Annotated in this window: 1 protein-coding gene and 1 pseudogene; one reads left to right on the forward strand and one right to left on the reverse strand. The window is 64.7% G+C overall.

The window, feature by feature from the left end; translation table 11 throughout:
• Positions 1 to 547 (reverse strand): polysaccharide deacetylase family protein (locus EOA85_RS35575; RefSeq protein WP_164760144.1); only part of this gene is annotated, 547 nt, incomplete at its 3' end.
• Positions 548 to 636: 89 nt separating this feature from the next.
• On the opposite strand from EOA85_RS35575, the pseudogene EOA85_RS35580 reads away from it, so the two are divergent.
• Positions 637 to 1,225, forward strand: a pseudogene (locus tag EOA85_RS35580) (GNAT family N-acetyltransferase); the annotation flags it as partial.

Here is a 1,225-nt window from a genome sequence, read left to right on the forward strand (position 1 = left end):
TCAGATAGTCGTGCAGGCGCGCGAAGGCCTGCAGTTTCCTGCCCGGGGTCGAGCAGTCGATCGTCACCGGACCGTTCGGTGTTGTCAGAATCAACCGGTCCCGCGCGCTGACGATGTCCTCGACCACCTCCCACCATAGATCGGCGGCGCCGTTTATCAGCCCTGGCGCGACATAGATTGTGACCGGCGCCCCGTGCTTTTCCAGCACCGGCAGCGCCTCGGTCATGTTGTCGCGGTAGGCGTCGTCGGCGGTGATCGCCGCGAACTGGCCACCCTTGCCGCCGGCCTTGATGCGCTCGATCGCCTCGTCCAGCGTGACGAACGTATAGCCGTGCGCCTTCATGTCGGCGATCACGGCGTCGAGGAACTCAGGCGCGATGTTGAGATGCCGGTTGACGCCATCAGGCTTTTCCGGCGTGGCGGTGACCCGATGCAGCATCAGGATGGCGCCGATGCCGCCGACGAACGGCTTGGCCAGCGGAGCAAGACCGGTATAACGGACGACGTTGAGCGCCAGTTTCCGGATTGCCTCGCCCCCGTCGATCATTCATTCACCTTTTGCGCCTAGGCTCATCCAAGCACGGAATGCCTATGCGAGCCCCCAATCGCGGTGAATACGCCCTAAAGGATTGAGGTATGGTTGACGCCACCGCGTCATTTGACGGCAATCGGCTCGAAGCAATGGAGGCGGCGCCGCGCGCGTTGCCAGCGGATCATCCTGGCCTGTCGGTCTCGGTCGCCGACGGTGCGGCACTTGCGGCCTATGCCGAGTTCTGCCGTTCGGCGCTGTTCGCGCCGGCACAGAGCCCGGCCTGGATCCTGAACTGGGCCAAATATGCCGAAGCGGATACTGTTTTGGCGACGCTGAACGCTGAAGGCCGACCGGTTTTTTCGTTGGCGCTGGAAGTCACCAGCAGCGGCCGGTTCCGCGTCGCCCGTTTCATGGGCGGTCGCCATGCCAACGGCAATTTCGCCGCCGCCGACCCGCATTGGCTGACCAGGGCGGATGGCGCGGCAATCCGCTCGATGCTGGCGGCGCTCGCCAGGGCGCGGCCGGACATCGACCTCGTCGCACTGGAACGGCTGCTGCCCGATCTCGACGGCGTTGCCAATCCGCTTGTCTCGCTTCCGCATTTTCCAAGCCCCAACCTGTCGCTGGCCGTCGACTTGGCGGGAGGCTTTGATGCACTGCTCTCCCGCGCGAGCGGCAAGCGCAGGCGTAAGA

The sequence above is a fragment of the Mesorhizobium sp. M5C.F.Ca.IN.020.29.1.1 genome (assembly GCF_003997375.1).
Taxonomy (GTDB): Bacteria; Pseudomonadota; Alphaproteobacteria; order Rhizobiales; family Rhizobiaceae; genus Mesorhizobium; species Mesorhizobium wenxiniae.